Genomic DNA, 15,034 nt, shown 5'->3' with positions numbered 1-15,034 from the left:
ATAATACCAACAGGTTACTTAAATGGAAAGTATGTGCCAGAAACTGAATGTTCTGCGTAAAGCTGATAACTTATTAATGGCTCATAAGCCTAATAACAGCTCAGGTATTAAGCGATTTATTTTAGAATTTCTTTTCTTTGGATTGATTAATGCGCGCTCGTGCTTATTTGCCGGTTTCTTTTTTTTGGCTTTATTTTTGGTTCCGGCAAAAGGCGTCATAGGCATACCGCGTTATGATGTGCTATTAGTATTTGCAGTGGCCTTTCAAGCATTACTGATATGGTCAAAACTCGAAACATGGGATGAACTGAAAGCGATCTGCGTCTTCCATTTAGTCGGTTTCATCATGGAGCTATTTAAAACATCAGCATCGATTAGTTCATGGCAATATCCTGATGCCGCGTTTACTAAACTTTGGGGAGTCCCACTATTTACAGGTTTTATGTACGCGGCCGTGGGAAGCTTCATTATACAGTCATGGCGCTTTTTTAAGGTACGTATTGAGCATTACCCACCGTATTGGATGGCAACACTGGTGGCACTGGCAATTTATATCAACTTCTTTAGTCATCATTATATTGATGATTATCGCTGGTACTTAACTGCTTTTATTTTCGGGTTATATGCACGTGGTACTGTTTTTTATACGCCGTTGGATAAAGAACGCAGAATGCCACTATTACTTGCTTTTATACTGATTGGTTTTTTTATTTGGCTGGCGGAAAACTTCGGGACTTTCTTTGGGATCTGGCAATATCCACATCAATTAGGCGCTTGGTCTGTTGTTCATGCAGGAAAATGGGGGGCATGGTCATTATTGGTGGTTGTTACCTTTACGATTGTCGTTCACCTTAAACATATCAAAGCGAATGTAGCAGTTTCCCGTTAATTTAGTAATGTCTCTTTTTCATGCATAACAGTATGAAACGATATTATCCTAGAAAAATCATAGGATTATTTATTGGCAGTGGAAGATATAATCAGCCGACACTGGCAGACGAAGTCAACGCACAATTGCAAACTATGCGTTAGCCCTAATGTCTGTATGGTTCCTCATTCTGTAAAAACCCGCTGCTTTTTCTAACAACGGGTTATACTCAAATACTATTTCTTAGCTGATTACTCATTTTTTAATAATAGACTTGTTATTAAAAAATGCGATTTTTCCCCAGCTGGGCAAGACGAGCTGCTTCCCTTGCCTCACGCTTTTTACGGGCATCACAGGGTTCAGGGCAATCACACACTTTTTCTACACCGATGCTTCCCAGACCGCCACAGCTTCCCTGAATGCTCTTGCGCTTAAAGATGTAACCCAGCGCCATTCCCGCAAAAGCCAGCAGGAAAAAGATAAAAGTAGCAATAAAGACTTCCATAACTTCTTCCTCTCTTATTTCTTCTGTAAGAATGGCTTAAAAGCCGCGCTGTAACGCTCTTCAAAACCATCTTTCGTTTTGACAATCATAAAGACAGGAATATTCAGCTTCTCAGCGACTTCCATTCCTTTCTCCGGCCCCAATACATCCAGCCCTGTAGAGAAACCATCCGCACTCATGCATGTCGGTGCTATCACCGTAATGGAAACCAAATTATGACTGATCGGCTTGCCTGTCTTAGGGTTAATAGTGTGAGAATAGCGTACACCATTTTGTTCAAAGTAATTGCGGTAATCCCCCGATGTTGCCACAGACATATTACCGGGTTCAATGATCTCCTGAGCACTCTGTTCCATGCCTGTATCTGATGGTTTTTCAATCGCTATCCGCCACGGATTTCCTTTACCATTGTTACCCGAGGTGCGAACTTCACCACCAATATCAACCATGTAATTTTTGATGTTCTGAGATTCCAGATACTCAGCGACAGCATCAACGCCATACCCCTTAGCAATAGAAGAGAGGTCAACATAAAGTTCAGGAATGGATTTAATCAGATTATTGCCTTCAACAGACAAGTGATCGATCCCCGTCCAAGCACGGCGAGTCGCTAATTCTTCATCCGTAGGTGCTTTGGTAATTCGCCCTTCAGGCCCGAATCCCCACAAATTCACCAATGGGCCAACAGTGACATCCAGTGCCCCTTCTGTCAGCTTATTGATTCGAATGGCTTCCTTAACAACTTTTGCCGTAGCGGCGGAGACAGGAAAAGGCTTATTCACTTCCCGGCTTTGATTAAAACGACTCAATTCAGAATTTGGCCGGTAAGTGGACATTTGATCGTTCACTTCTTCCAGTAGCCGATCAATCTCTTTTTGCAGGTTTTCCGGGGCAGGTACAGACGAGTCAGCAACATATTTAACGGAGTAATACGTTCCCATTGTCTGCCCATTCAGGTTTTTCTGCTCAGGGCCACCACATGCTGCCAGCAGCATAACTGCAAACAACAATGCTCCCCAGTTGATAATCTTTTTACTCAACATAACTTACTCTTTCTGAATCGTCAGCGCCCACTAATGTGGGCGCTTGTCGTTAAATCCATTGGGTATACAACCATCAGCCGCCGAAATCATCCAGCATGATGTTTTCATCTTCTACGCCAAGATCTTTCAGCATCTTGATGACCGCAGCGTTCATGACCGGAGGTCCACACATGTAGAATTCACAATCTTCTGGTGCCGGATGATCTTTCAGGTAGTTTTCATACAGGACATTATGAATAAAGCCGGTATAACCCTCCCAATTATCTTCCGGCAAAGCATCAGACAGTGCCACATGCCATGTGAAGTTCTCATTTTCTGCCGCCAACTGGTCGAAATCTTCGGTATAGAACATTTCACGCTTGGAACGTGCCCCATACCAGAAGGTAATCTTACGCTTGGAACTCAAACGATTGAGCTGATCGAAGATGTGAGAACGCATTGGCGCCATACCTGCCCCACCACCGATGAAGATCATTTCTGCATCAGTGTCTTTCGCAAAGAACTCACCGAATGGGCCAGAAATAGTCACCTTATCACCGGCTTTCAGTGACCAGATGTAAGAAGACATGATACCCGGAGTAACATCCGGATTCCTCGGTGGTGGCGTAGCGATACGCACGTTCAGCATGATAATGCCGTGCTCTTCCGGATAGTTTGCCATTGAATAAGCACGAACTGTCGGCTCACTGACTTCAGAGACATAACGGAACAGATTGAATTTATCCCAATCTTCGCGGTATTCCTCTGGAACATCATAGTCAGCATAACGGGCAACATGTGGCGGACACTCAATCTGAATGTAACCACCTGCACGGAATGGCACGACTTCGCCATCAGGAATTTTCAGTTTCAATTCTTTAATGAAAGTCGCTTTGTTATCATTAGAGATAACTTCACACTCCCATTTCTTAACGCCGAAAATTTCCTCTGGCAATTCGATTTTCAGGTCTTGCTTAACATTGACCTGACATGCCAGACGGCAGCCTTCTTTCGCCTCACGCTTATTAATGTGGGAAAGCTCAGTCGGCAGGATATCACCACCACCGTCCTTGATTTTCACACGGCACTGACCACAAGAGCCGCCGCCACCACACGCAGAGGAGACAAAAATCCCCTGATTGGAAAGCATGTTCAATAACTTGTCACCAGCGGGAGCAGAGAAACTTTTGTCCTCATCGCCATTGACTTCAACTTTAATATCCCCGGTGTTCACTAACTTAGATTTTGCGAACAAAATCATTGCCGTCAGTACCAACACAATCAGGGTAAACATTACTACGCCTAAAATGATTATATCCATGAATTCTTCTCGCCCTTAGAGCTGCACACCGGAGAAGGACATAAAGCCCAATGCCATCAAGCCAGTAGTGACAAAGGTGATGCCCAATCCTTTCAGGCCTGCCGGAACATCCGCATATTTCATTTTTTCACGGATAGCAGCCATCAGAACAATCGCCAGCATCCAGCCCATACCTGAACCGAAACCGTATACGATAGACTCACTGAAGTTATAGTCACGCTGTGCCATGAAAGAAACGCCACCGAAAATCGCACAGTTCACCGTAATCAACGGCAGGAAAATCCCCAACGCGTTGTAAAGTGCCGGAACATAACGGTCTAAGATCATTTCCAGAATCTGTACCAGTGCAGCAATCACCCCGATAAAGGTAATGAAGTTCAGGAAGCTCAAATCAACCCCATCCATCAAGGCTCCATCACGGAGTACCAGATTGTAGACAAGGTTATTGGCAGGAACAGAAATTCCCAATACAACAGTTACGGCAACACCCAGGCCGAAAGCTGTCTTCACGTTCTTTGATACCGCCAGAAACGTACACATACCGAGAAAGAAAGATAACGCCATATTCTCGATAAAGACTGCGCGGACAAACAAACTAATATAGTGTTCCATTTTGTTTGTTACTCCTTCTCAACCTGCGCAGGTTTCAGAGTCCGCAGACCCCAAATCAGCATACCAATAATGAAGAATGCACTCGGTGCCAGCAGGAACAGGCCATTCGGCTGATACCAGCCGCCATTTTTAACAGATTCCAGCACTGTAATACCGAATAATTTTCCGGAACCAAACAGTTCACGCAGGAATCCAACCAGCAACAGAATAACGCCGTAACCTAAGCCGTTACCGATACCATCCATGAAACTTTCAACAGGAGGCGATTTCATGGCGTAGGCTTCAGCGCGCCCCATTACGATACAGTTCGTGATGATAAGACCAACAAACACCGATAACTGTTTGGATATTTCGTAAGCATAAGCCTGCAAAATCTGATCTACCACAATAACCAGTGATGCGATGATTGCCATCTGTACAATGATTCGCACACTGCCGGGAATGTAGTTACGAATCAATGAAATGAAAAAGTTAGAAAACGCTGTAACCAGTGTCACAGCAATCGTCATAACCAACGCAGTTTCCAGTTTGGTGGTCACAGCCAACGCTGAACAAACCCCCAAAACTTGCAATGCAATCGGGTTATTATCAAACAACGGCCCAAGAAGGACGCGTTTTATCTCTTTACTGTCAGCCATCTTTCAAGGCTCCCTCACGTACTTTTTTCAGGAACGGGCCAAAACCGTTATCACCCAGCCAGAAATCAAACATATGCTGAACACCGTTGGAAGTCAGGGTCGCTCCGGACAGGCCATCTACACCGTAAGGATTATCATTTGCGCCACCACGGACGATCTTAAGTGCAGGAACACCTTGTGGGTTATAAAGCTTTTTGCCCACCCACTGCTTGCGCCATTGGGGGTTATCAACTTCACCACCCAAACCCGGGGTTTCACCATGAGAATAATAACTGATGCCACGAGATGTTACGCCGTCTACATCAATGGAAATAAAGGCATACATCATTGACCATAAACCAGATCCATAGATAGGCAGAACCAGTTCAGTCGTTTTGCCGTTCTCATCTTTCACCAGATAAATTTCGGCCATATTGGCGCGGCGGCGGATTTTTGCCAGATCCTGCTCTGGTGGCAAAGCAATACTGCTTTCATCACTGTGCAGAGCATTCTTCAGATCAAAATCGCCATGACTTTTTTCCCGCGTTGCTGTTTTCAAATCAAGCAATTCAGGCTGAATACGGCTGGCATAAATCTCGTTGATTTCCGCAGTCGTCATGCCGGGTTGCAATAAACCCGCTACATCCAGAATATTACGCTGTTTATCCAGCAGCTTCTGCTCCTGTTGCTGCGCTTTTAAACCTACTGCTGCACCGGCAACAACAATCGAACAGACAAGACACAGCACAAAAACAACGAGAAACGTTCTGCCAATGCTGTCATTGTTTTTTGGTTTATCATTAGCCACGGGCTTTTCTCCGCTTAATATTGGCCTGCACGACCAGATAATCGAACAGTGGCGCGAACAGATTAGCGAACAGAATCGCCAACATCATCCCTTCCGGGTAAGCCGGGTTTACGACTCTGATCAGAACACACATAGCACCAATCAGAATACCGTATGCCCATTTCCCTTTATCCGTAAATGCAGCGGATACAGGATCTGTAGCCATAAAGATCATACCAAAAGCAAAGCCACCCAGAACCAGATGCCAATACCACTCCATAGAAAACATTGGATTAGTGGTAGAGCCAATCAGGTTAAACAGGTAAGAAGTCGCAATCATACCGAGCATGACACCCGCAACAATGCGCCATGAAGCGATACGGGCAAACAGAATAATGGCACCACCGATGAGGATCATCAGCGTGGAAACTTCACCGACTGAACCCGGGATGTTACCAATGAAAGCATCCAGCCATGTGACTGGCTGTCCGGTAATGGTATTGACCAGACCGTGGCTACCCGCTGTTGCCCATTGAGACAGGGGAGTTGCACCAGAAAAACCATCAGCCGCAGTCCAAACCAAATCCCCTGAAATCTGAGCCGGATAAGCAAAGAACAGGAAAGCACGGCCCGCCAGTGCAGGGTTAAGGAAGTTACGGCCTGTACCGCCGAAGATTTCCTTCGCAACCACAACACCAAAGGTAATCCCTACTGCTGCCTGCCATAATGGCAAGGTTGGCGGTACAATCAGCGCAAACAGGATAGAACTGACAAAGAAACCTTCGTTGATTTCATGTTTGCGGATAATGGCGAACAGAACTTCCCAGAAACCACCCACCACAAAAACAACGGCATAAATTGGCAGGAAGTAGGTCGCTCCCAGCAATGTTTTGCTGACCCAGCCTGCATCCGGTGTCAGTGATGCACCAAGATACTGGGCAAGCACGTAATGCCAGTCAGACGCCAGAACCTGCTGTAATGCATCTCCGCTGTATAAATGGGTCAGAGCCGGGATTGCCTGATTACCAACGTTATACATTCCCCAGAACATTGCCGGAAAAACAGACATCCATACCAAGATCATCATACGTTTGAGATCGATGGCATCACGAACGTGGGCACGTCCTTTTGTCACTGTACCCGGAGTATAGAAAACGGTGCTCACTGCCTCATAGAGAGGATAATATTTTTCCAGTTTGCCACCGGCCTCAAAGTGGTGTTCTACTTTTTCAAATAAATTTTTCAGGCCCATGAATTACCCTTCCAGCTCAATCTTAGTCAGCACGTCACGCAATACCGGACCGTACTCATATTTGCCGGGGCAAACATAGGTACACAATGCCAAGTCTTCTTCATCCAGCTCCAGACAACCCAGTGTCTGAGAACCGTCAGTATCGCCTGCAAGCAAGTCACGCAGCAGATGTGTTGCCATGATGTCCAGCGGCATCACACGCTCATAGTTGCCAATTGGCACCATAGAGCGCTCCCCACCATTTGTTGTGGTTGAGAAAGCGAAACGTTTATTTTTCAGGAAGTGACCAATTGTGGTACGAGTAATGGAGAACTTGTTAATTCCCGGCGCAATCCAGCCGAACAACTCTTTTTCACGGCCTTCAGCAAGAACTGAAACCAACGTATGGAAACGACCAAGATAATGAAGAGCATCATCTGATTTTGTACCACACAGCACAGAACCAGAAACAATCCGGTTCTCACCCTCTTTCAGCTGGTCTTGTGTCAATTCCAGCAAATCAGCACCTAATTGAGTGCGAACTAAACGGGGTGATTTAACCTGAGGGCCAGCCAGAGATACGACGCGATCAGTATAAAGCTCACCTGTGGTAAATAGCTTACCAATGGTAATGACATCCTGATAACCCAGATGCCATACTGTTTTTTTCGCACTGACAGGTTCAATGAAATGGATATGGGTACCAACCAGCCCTGCGGGATGTGGGCCCATAAACTGGTTATATGTGATTTGAGTGTTGTTTCCTGCTGTTGGAATCTTTCCAGCGCCGTGGCAGACGTGAATTTTTCCCTCTGTCAATTTAGACAGAACATTCAGGCCATCAACAAAAGCCTCTTCCTGAGTCGCGATAACAACTAATGGATCAGCAGCCAATGGCTGAGTATCCATTGCCGTGACGAAGATTGCCTTTGGTGTGGAACCGGGAGCAGGAGAACGACTGAAAGGGCGTGTACGCAATGCCGTCCACAATCCTGACGCAAGCAGGTTTTTTTCTGCCTGTTCACGGCTCAGACCAGAAAGTTCTGCGCGATCATAACGATCAAACTCCACTTTCTCATCACCATTTACTTCAATCACTACGGATTGCAGGACTCGGCGCTCACCACGCCCGATGGTTACAACTTTCCCGCTTGCTGGACTGGTGAAAACAACCCCTGGATTCTTCTTATCTTCAAAAAGAATTTGACCTTTTTTGACATGCTCACCTTCCTTCACAAGCATAGAAGGACGCATTCCAACATATTCTTCGCCTAATAAAGCGACATGGCGAATTGTCGGACCGTCTTCTATAACTTGGGCAGGTGCTCCCGCTATCGGGAGGTTGAGTCCTTTTTTAATTTTAATCATAAGATTTGCACAAGTTTATCAGTTAAATCATATGCTACAAATTACCCTACGGTATTCTCTTGGGTAACGTAGCGACTTCAGTAATAAAAAACACCTTGAGCGACATATGTCTCAAGTTATTCACTCCGATAATCGTTACAATTTTCTCTTAAGTTTCGTCGGCGGTAATTCTAACATCTCCCCCCCTGACTGTCTGATTAATCGAGTGACTTAGCTCAAGCAAATAAGAATAATTTCTCTGCTGAACCGTTAACCATTCGAGAAAGACGAAACAAATACTCACCTTTCCCTACAAAAGAGCAATTTTCAACCTAAAAGTAACTTCTCAAAGCTTGGGTATCACTGCTATCTTTCACTCAATATTTCGTCAAAAAATAGCAATTCTAAACCCAATATTTCATCAATCTGTTACCCATTCACACGGTTATGTTATGAAAAAAATGGCGCTTTCTCTTTCAGTTAGCTTATTTCTATTCCATGTGCCTTTTTCTGTCATGGCACGTTCATCCATATCAGCACCTGCCATTACACAAAATACGCTATCATGGCTCAAGCTATCGTCCGAAAAGCCCCCCTTGGAACAAATTGGTACCGAAGTTTTCATCCAAATATTCAAAGAAGAAAGAATTCTTGAACTTTATACAAAAGGCAACACAGGCCGTTATCAATTAACCCGAAGCTACCCTATCTGTAATTACTCTGGTGGGCTTGGTCCCAAAACACTGGCAGGTGATTTCAAAAGCCCTGAAGGGTTTTATCATGTCAGCCTTAAACAGTTAAAGCCGAATAGCCGCTATTACCGGGCTATTAATCTGGGTTTTCCAAATGAATTTGATAAATCCAAAGGCTATTCTGGTAATAACTTAATGATTCATGGTGAGTGTAAGTCTATTGGCTGTTATGCCATGACTAATCGCTATATGGATGAAATATACCAATACGCAGAAAGTGCATTTTATCACGGACAGCATGAAATAAAGATCAATATTTATCCCTTCAGGATGACACCACAGAATATGAGACTACACAAAAATAACGACAATAATCCGTTTTGGAAACAATTAATGCCCGCCTATATCTATTTTGCCAAGAATGGAATGCCTGCCACTGTCAGCGTAATAGACGGGCAATATGTGGTTAATGAAAAACCTGAAAATCCGCCATCCTTTTTGGATGCTGAATCAAACTATTCTCTCACCGAGATGAAATAACACATAATCACCCGATTCAATGCGGTGCCAGGCTTCATTTCCGGTTAAAGGTTGGGTAGCTATCACTGATACGACATCCCCGGGCTGGGTATGCTGATGAAAATCAATTTCAACATCCTGATCAAGCAATTTAGCCCTGCCAAAAGGAGCACGACGGGTAATCCAATGCAATTGAGTCGAACAATACGCCATGACAAATTGCCCGTCTGATAACAGCATATTGAAAACCCCTTTCTCTCTCAGTTCTCCGGCCAGCGATGCAATGAACTTAAATACCGCAGGCCAATTGGAAGGACGTTTGGGGTACTTCAGAGATAATTGATGCAATATCCAGCAAAACGCCGATTCACTGTCTGTTTCACCGACTGGACGATAGTTACCGGTTTTCAGGTTTTGGTATCCCTTCAATTGTCCATTATGGGCATAAGTCCAATATTTTCCCCATAACTCACGGGTAAAAGGATGGGTATTTACCAGAGAAACATTCCCGCGATTTGCCTGACGAATATGGGCCACAATGACTTCTGACTTGATTGGACAGCCCTGTACAAATTGAGCCACTGGTGAATGACAACTGGCTTGGTGATCTTTAAACGTCCTGTATCCCAAACCTTCATAGAAGGTAATTCCCCAGCCATCTTTGTGAGGACCTGTATGCCCCCCACGCTGAAATAAACCACTCAGACTGAAAACGATATCTGTCGGCACATTGGCACTCATGCCAAGTAATTCACACATTACCCACCCCTAACGACTACTCCTGACGCCTATTCCCAATGGACAGCAATCAGGCTTTTACCATTTCTTTTTCAATCAATTGAATCAAGATATGAATGACCTTGATATGGATCTCCTGAATACGATCAGCATAGCCAAAATGAGGTACCCGGATTTCAACATCTGCTGTTCCCGCCATTTTGCCGCCATCTTTACCTGTCAGAGTAATGACTTTCATTCCCTTGGCACGGGCAGCTTCAATCGCCTTGATGATATTGCCGGAATTTCCTGAAGTCGAAATACCCAGCAATACGTCACCTTTCTGACCCACTGCCTCAATATAGCGGGAAAATACATAATCGTAACCAAAATCATTGCTTACACAGGATAAATGACTCGGATCGGAAATCGCAATGCCCGGATATCCCGGACGGTTTTCACGGTAACGACCTGTCAATTCTTCCGCAAAATGCATGGCATCACAATGCGAACCACCATTACCGCAGGAGAGTACTTTTCCTCCTGTTTTAAATGAACCAGCCAGTAAAACAGCCGCTTTTTGAATGGCGTCAATATTTGCATCATCGTTGAGGAATTTAGCCAGAGTATCTGCGGCTTCAGATAATTCACTGCGAATCAGATCTTGATACATGGGACTCGTACTCCTGAAAGGTCTTCGGGATTAATAATATCTGCCACTCAGTGTAACGGATTCCCCCTCTTGAAAGAAGATACCATCACATCTCTGTGAAATTATCGCGCATAAAACTTAAATGACTTTGTGAGCTAGATTGTAATTAAGATGTAAATGTATTGATAAAAGCGTTTTCCTCATCTAAAACAGAAGAACATCACAACAGGTCAGACCTCTGACAACTCAACCTGAGATTTACAGGAGTTTTACTATGACCGCTCTCAGCATTATTTTGTTTTTAGTCTTGATTGGCGGACTTTGTTACCGCAAAGTCAGCTTAACTATCAGTAGTTTACTGCTTGTTGCCTACACATTAGTGATGGGCATCACCAGCCTTTGGAGCTACTGGTTGTTGTTACCACTGGCCATTATCCTATTCCCTCTTGTCTTTGCTCCAACACGTATCTCTTTATTTTCTGCGCCTGGCTTAAAAGCTTTCCGTAAAGTCATGCCCAGCATGTCCACAACAGAAAAAGAAGCCATTGATGCAGGAACAACATGGTGGGAAGGCGATCTGTTCCGGGGTAACCCTGATTGGCAAAAGCTGCATAATTATCCAAAACCACAGTTAACTGCTGAAGAACAAGCATTTATTGATGGTCCAGTAGAAGAAGCCTGCCGCATGGCAAATGATTTCCAAATCTCCCATGAACTGGCTGACTTACCTCCGGAGCTTTGGACTTACCTGAAAGAAAATCGTTTCTTCGCCATGATCATCAAGAAAGAATATGGTGGTCTGGAATTCTCTGCTTATGCTCAATCTCAGGTACTGCAAAAACTGGCGGGTGTATCAGGTATTCTGGCGATTACTGTCGGTGTACCTAACTCTTTGGGGCCCGGTGAGTTATTGCAACACTATGGCACTGAGGAACAGAAAAAACATTATCTCCCCGGTCTTGCGAGCGGAGATGAAATTCCGTGCTTTGCTTTGACCAGCCCTGAAGCTGGCTCAGATGCAGGGGCTATCCCTGATACTGGTGTCGTCTGCATGGATGAATGGCAAGGCGAGCAAGTTCTCGGTATACGCCTGAACTGGAATAAGCGTTATATCACTCTGGCTCCTATCGCCACTGTTCTGGGATTGGCATTCAAACTGTACGACCCTGATCATCTGCTGGGTGATACCGAATCATTGGGTATTACTTGTGCCTTGATCCCAACCAATACCCCGGGGGTTGAAATTGGTCGTCGCCACTTCCCTCTGAATATTCCATTCCAGAACGGTCCAACCCGTGGCAAAGATATTTTCGTTCCTATCGATTACATCATTGGCGGGCCAAAAATGGCAGGACAAGGCTGGCGTATGCTGGTTGAATGCTTGTCTGTTGGTCGTGGCATTACCCTGCCATCCAACGCGACAGGTGGATTAAAAAGTGCGGCGATGGGAATTGGTGCTTACTCCTATATTCGCCGTCAGTTCAAAATGCCTATCGGCAAAATGGAAGGTATCGAAGAGCCATTGGCCCGCATCGCTGGCAACTCTTACCTGATGGATGCGGCTGCAACCATAATTACCAGCGGCATCATGCAGGGCGAAAAACCCGCAGTCCTGTCTGCTATCGTGAAATACCACTGTACTCACAGAGGTCAGCGTTCCATCATTGATGCGATGGACATCGCTGGTGGTAAAGGTATCTGTCTTGGGCCATCCAACTTCCTTGCCCGTGCTTATCAGGGAGCTCCAATTGCCATTACCGTGGAAGGTGCAAATATCCTGACCCGCAGCATGATCATCTTTGGTCAAGGTGCAATTCGCTGCCATCCTTATGTACTGGCTGAAATTGCCGCAGCAGAAAGCAATGATGTGAAAGCCTTCGATAAAGCCCTATTTGGTCACTTGGGACATGTGACCAGCCACACCCTGCGCAGTCTGTGGCTCGGCATTGCCAAGGGTAGAACCAGCAGCTCACCAGTAAGTGATGCTACGCGTCGTTACTACCAGCACATTAACCGCCTGAGTGCCAACCTTGCCCTGCTCTCTGATGTTTCAATGGGAGTATTAGGCGGTAGCCTGAAACGCCGTGAACGCATTTCAGCTCGTCTCGGAGACATCCTGAGTCAAATATTCCTGGCTTCTGCTGCCTTAAAACGCTATGACGACGAAGGCCGTCAGAAAGAAGATTTACCATTGGTACAATGGGCGGTAGAAGATACTTTGCATCAGGCAGAGCTGGCAATGGACGATTTACTGCGCAATTTCCCTAATCGTTTGGTTGCTGGTTTAATGCGTGTGATTGTCTTCCCATTAGGCCGTTCACATACAGCACCGTCCGATAAGCTGGATCACAAACTGGCTCAGATATTACAGACTCCTTCTGCAACCCGTAGCCGTATCGGACGTGGTCAATATCTGACACCAAGCGAATACAACCCTCATGGGTTACTGGAAGAAGCACTGCACGATATCATCGCCGCAGAGCCAATCCATGCTCGCTTAAGCCGTGAAGCAGGCAAAAATCTGAGCTTCACTCGTCTGGATAAACTGGCTGAAAAAGCATTGTCAGAGCATAAAATCACTCAGGAAGAGGCTGATATTCTGAAACGTGCCGAAAACAGCCGACTGCGTTCAATCAATGTCGATGAGTTTGAGGCGGATGCTTTTGCTGTACCACATTCAGCAAAAAAGCCTGAAAGTCAGCGTCAAACTAAAGCTGCCTGATGCTGACTGAAAAATATGAGTAACAACAAATACGGGGACAAAAAAGTCCCCGTATTTTATTTTAAATGGATTCCAAAGATAACAACTCTTCTATCGTCTGGCGGCGCCGAACCAGACGAGCTTTCCCTTCGGTAAACAAAATTTCGGGAAGCAGAGGGCGGCTATTATAATTTGAAGACATTGATGCCCCGTAAGCCCCTGTATCGTGGAAAATAAGATAATCTCCGACCCGGACACGAGGCAGCATACGCGGTATAACCTCCCCTCCTTCCAACTGGGTAAAAACATCCCCAGATTCGCATAACGGCCCAGCAACCAATGTTTCCCGTACAGTTGCTTCATGGATAGTTGCTTCATGGACAGTTGCTTCATGGACAATGGTTTCCTGTAAATCAGCATCGTCAGCATGATTATTCACTGGCAAAACGGAAATATGGTGATAACAGCCATACATTGCTGGACGCATCAAATCATTGAACCCGGCATCCACCAGCACATAATTGCGGTTACCCATGGATTTTACCGCCCGCACTTCTGCCATTAAGATACCTGACTGAGCAACTAAAAAACGACCCGGCTCAATTTCCAGCTCAACATGATGCCCCAAATGCTGCTCAATACGCTGGCGGGCCTCATGCCACAAACTATAATAATGTTCGGTATCTACCGTTTCCTCACCTGTTTTATAGGGGATTGATAACCCGCCTCCTGCTGAAATGGCCTGAATATCCTCACCGCACAACATGACCTGCTCCACCATCGCATTACATACATTGGCGAGATGCTGATAATCCACACCTGAACCGATATGCATATGCAGACCCACCAATTTCAATCCGTGCTGGTGGATTTTTTCAATCGCGGAAGAAAGTGCCTGATACCAAATTCCATGTTTGCTATTTTCACCACCTGTATTGGTTTTTTGGCTATGTCCATGCCCAAATCCGGGGTTAATGCGTAACCAAACAGGATGACCAGACTGACGCTTCCCAATCTGCTCCAGCATATCAATGGAGCCGACGTTGACAGGAATATCCAACTCAATAACACGATTCAGTGTGGTTTCATCAATCACATCCGCAGTAAACACAATTTCTGATTTATCACGACCGGGCTGAAAACCAGCATAAAGTGCCCGCTCAATTTCCCCCAGCGACACTGCATCCACTTTCACACCCTGCTCTCTCATCAAACGCAGAATATGAGTATTTGAACACGCTTTCTGTGCAAACCGGATAACATCAAACTGTTTTAGTTTTTTGATTTGTTTGATGATGTTATCACCATCATAAAGCCACAATGGGGTTCCGTACTGAACAGGTAAACGGAGTAAATTCTCAGGAGTGAAATGCATCCCTAAATCGCCAGAAAAAATTGATGTTGTCATCGATGAGCCTCACAAAAGCAGTAGTGCTTTATTAT

At 45.2% G+C, this 15,034-nt stretch carries 14 protein-coding genes; 3 read left to right on the top strand and 11 right to left on the bottom strand.

Annotated elements, in window-relative coordinates:
• Positions 1-22 precede the first annotated feature (22 nt).
• On the top strand, positions 23-889 hold the full coding sequence (locus tag FE394_RS08340) for a DUF817 domain-containing protein (protein WP_319925933.1): 867 nt from the start codon (positions 23-25) through the stop codon (positions 887-889).
• Positions 890-1,148: 259 nt separating this feature from the next.
• On the opposite strand, the gene nqrM is transcribed toward FE394_RS08340, so the two are convergent.
• The 8 genes from nqrM to FE394_RS08300 form a co-directional block, all read right to left on the bottom strand.
• The gene (gene nqrM, locus FE394_RS08335) at positions 1,149-1,373 is read right to left on the bottom strand and encodes a (Na+)-NQR maturation NqrM (RefSeq protein ID WP_319925932.1); all 225 of its coding nucleotides are present in this window, start codon (positions 1,371-1,373) and stop codon (positions 1,149-1,151) included.
• A gap of 14 nt (positions 1,374-1,387) precedes the next feature.
• Positions 1,388-2,416 carry an FAD:protein FMN transferase gene (locus FE394_RS08330; RefSeq protein WP_319925931.1) on the bottom strand — a complete coding sequence of 343 codons (1,029 nt, stop codon included), beginning with the start codon at positions 2,414-2,416 and terminating at the stop codon, positions 1,388-1,390.
• A gap of 73 nt (positions 2,417-2,489) precedes the next feature.
• Positions 2,490-3,716 (bottom strand): NADH:ubiquinone reductase (Na(+)-transporting) subunit F, encoded by a 1,227-nt coding sequence (gene nqrF, locus FE394_RS08325; RefSeq protein WP_319925930.1) that lies wholly within the window; start codon positions 3,714-3,716, stop codon positions 2,490-2,492.
• A 15-nt stretch (positions 3,717-3,731) separates the two neighbouring features.
• On the bottom strand, positions 3,732-4,328 hold the full coding sequence (gene nqrE, locus FE394_RS08320; RefSeq protein WP_038235359.1) for an NADH:ubiquinone reductase (Na(+)-transporting) subunit E: 597 nt from the start codon (positions 4,326-4,328) through the stop codon (positions 3,732-3,734).
• Between the two features lie 8 nt (positions 4,329-4,336).
• Positions 4,337-4,966: an NADH:ubiquinone reductase (Na(+)-transporting) subunit D gene (locus FE394_RS08315; protein ID WP_319925929.1), complete on the bottom strand. Its 630-nt coding sequence runs from the start codon at positions 4,964-4,966 to the stop codon at positions 4,337-4,339.
• Positions 4,959-5,753, bottom strand: coding sequence for a Na(+)-translocating NADH-quinone reductase subunit C (locus FE394_RS08310; protein ID WP_319925928.1), 795 nt, complete (start codon positions 5,751-5,753; stop codon positions 4,959-4,961). Before FE394_RS08310 ends, FE394_RS08315 begins: the two co-directional genes overlap by 8 nt.
• Entirely contained in the window at positions 5,746-6,984 is a 1,239-nt protein-coding gene (locus tag FE394_RS08305; protein WP_319925927.1) for an NADH:ubiquinone reductase (Na(+)-transporting) subunit B, read from the bottom strand. The genes FE394_RS08310 and FE394_RS08305 overlap by 8 nt, the downstream gene beginning before the upstream one ends.
• A 3-nt stretch (positions 6,985-6,987) precedes the next feature.
• Positions 6,988-8,331 (bottom strand): Na(+)-translocating NADH-quinone reductase subunit A, encoded by a 1,344-nt coding sequence (locus FE394_RS08300; protein ID WP_319925926.1) that lies wholly within the window; start codon positions 8,329-8,331, stop codon positions 6,988-6,990.
• Between the two features lie 431 nt (positions 8,332-8,762).
• Between FE394_RS08300 and FE394_RS08295 the strand changes: the two genes are divergently transcribed.
• The gene (locus FE394_RS08295) at positions 8,763-9,542 is read left to right on the top strand and encodes a murein L,D-transpeptidase family protein (protein WP_319925925.1); all 780 of its coding nucleotides are present in this window, start codon (positions 8,763-8,765) and stop codon (positions 9,540-9,542) included.
• On the opposite strand, the gene FE394_RS08290 is transcribed toward FE394_RS08295, so the two are convergent.
• The gene (locus FE394_RS08290; RefSeq protein ID WP_319925924.1) at positions 9,513-10,280 is read right to left on the bottom strand and encodes a class II glutamine amidotransferase; all 768 of its coding nucleotides are present in this window, start codon (positions 10,278-10,280) and stop codon (positions 9,513-9,515) included. The two genes, FE394_RS08295 and FE394_RS08290, sit on opposite strands and share 30 nt — an antisense overlap.
• 49 nt (positions 10,281-10,329) lie before the next feature.
• On the bottom strand, positions 10,330-10,911 hold the full coding sequence (lpcA, locus tag FE394_RS08285; RefSeq protein WP_319925923.1) for a D-sedoheptulose 7-phosphate isomerase: 582 nt from the start codon (positions 10,909-10,911) through the stop codon (positions 10,330-10,332).
• A gap of 253 nt (positions 10,912-11,164) precedes the next feature.
• Between lpcA and fadE the strand changes: the two genes are divergently transcribed.
• Entirely contained in the window at positions 11,165-13,612 is a 2,448-nt protein-coding gene (gene fadE, locus FE394_RS08280) for an acyl-CoA dehydrogenase FadE (protein WP_319925922.1), read from the top strand.
• A 61-nt stretch (positions 13,613-13,673) separates the two neighbouring features.
• Here fadE and lysA read toward each other — a convergent pair whose 3' ends face one another.
• Positions 13,674-14,999 carry a diaminopimelate decarboxylase gene (lysA, locus tag FE394_RS08275; protein WP_319925921.1) on the bottom strand — a complete coding sequence of 442 codons (1,326 nt, stop codon included), beginning with the start codon at positions 14,997-14,999 and terminating at the stop codon, positions 13,674-13,676.
• Between the last annotated feature and the right edge of the window lie 35 nt (positions 15,000-15,034).

Source organism: Xenorhabdus littoralis, assembly GCF_033949345.1.
GTDB classification, from domain to species: domain Bacteria; phylum Pseudomonadota; class Gammaproteobacteria; order Enterobacterales; family Enterobacteriaceae; genus Xenorhabdus; species Xenorhabdus littoralis.
This window is presented reverse-complemented; position numbering and strand designations above follow the sequence as displayed.

What these genes read in the sequence shown, in the direction of transcription:
- nqrE (WP_038235359.1), bottom strand. Translation starts at nt 4,328, where the DNA reads ATGGAACACTATATTAGTTTGTTTGTCCGCGCAGTCTTTATCGAGAAT.
- FE394_RS08295 (WP_319925925.1), top strand. Translation starts at nt 8,763, where the DNA reads ATGAAAAAAATGGCGCTTTCTCTTTCAGTTAGCTTATTTCTATTCCAT.
- nqrM (WP_319925932.1), bottom strand. Translation starts at nt 1,373, where the DNA reads ATGGAAGTCTTTATTGCTACTTTTATCTTTTTCCTGCTGGCTTTTGCG.
- nqrF (WP_319925930.1), bottom strand. Translation starts at nt 3,716, where the DNA reads ATGGATATAATCATTTTAGGCGTAGTAATGTTTACCCTGATTGTGTTG.
- fadE (WP_319925922.1), top strand. Translation starts at nt 11,165, where the DNA reads ATGACCGCTCTCAGCATTATTTTGTTTTTAGTCTTGATTGGCGGACTT.
- FE394_RS08340 (WP_319925933.1), top strand. Translation starts at nt 23, where the DNA reads ATGGAAAGTATGTGCCAGAAACTGAATGTTCTGCGTAAAGCTGATAAC.
- FE394_RS08305 (WP_319925927.1), bottom strand. Translation starts at nt 6,984, where the DNA reads ATGGGCCTGAAAAATTTATTTGAAAAAGTAGAACACCACTTTGAGGCC.
- FE394_RS08290 (WP_319925924.1), bottom strand. Translation starts at nt 10,280, where the DNA reads ATGTGTGAATTACTTGGCATGAGTGCCAATGTGCCGACAGATATCGTT.
- FE394_RS08315 (WP_319925929.1), bottom strand. Translation starts at nt 4,966, where the DNA reads ATGGCTGACAGTAAAGAGATAAAACGCGTCCTTCTTGGGCCGTTGTTT.
- FE394_RS08300 (WP_319925926.1), bottom strand. Translation starts at nt 8,331, where the DNA reads ATGATTAAAATTAAAAAAGGACTCAACCTCCCGATAGCGGGAGCACCT.
- lysA (WP_319925921.1), bottom strand. Translation starts at nt 14,999, where the DNA reads ATGACAACATCAATTTTTTCTGGCGATTTAGGGATGCATTTCACTCCT.
- lpcA (WP_319925923.1), bottom strand. Translation starts at nt 10,911, where the DNA reads ATGTATCAAGATCTGATTCGCAGTGAATTATCTGAAGCCGCAGATACT.
- FE394_RS08330 (WP_319925931.1), bottom strand. Translation starts at nt 2,416, where the DNA reads ATGTTGAGTAAAAAGATTATCAACTGGGGAGCATTGTTGTTTGCAGTT.